At 72.5% G+C, this 207-nt stretch carries 1 protein-coding gene; it reads left to right on the top strand.

What is annotated here, in order from left to right:
• Positions 1-207: hypothetical protein (locus IF89_RS40505; RefSeq protein ID WP_043195269.1), on the top strand; the 207-nt coding region annotated here is incomplete at both ends.

Here is a 207-nt window from a genome sequence, read left to right on the forward strand (position 1 = left end):
GGACCGGCACGGCAACCGCACCGACTTCGCCTTCACCCCGGCCGGGGAGACCTGGCAGCTCACGTCTGTCACCGACCCCTACGGCGCCACCACAGAAGTCGCCTACAGCGACGGCCGGGTCGTCTTCACCGCACCCCCGCGCTCCGGCGACGGCCACCGGCTGACGGCCGTCCTCGAACTGCAGGACGGGCTGGTCCGCAAGGCCAC

The organism is Streptomyces sp. NRRL F-2664 (assembly GCF_000719345.1).
GTDB lineage: Bacteria > Actinomycetota > Actinomycetes > Streptomycetales > Streptomycetaceae > Streptomyces.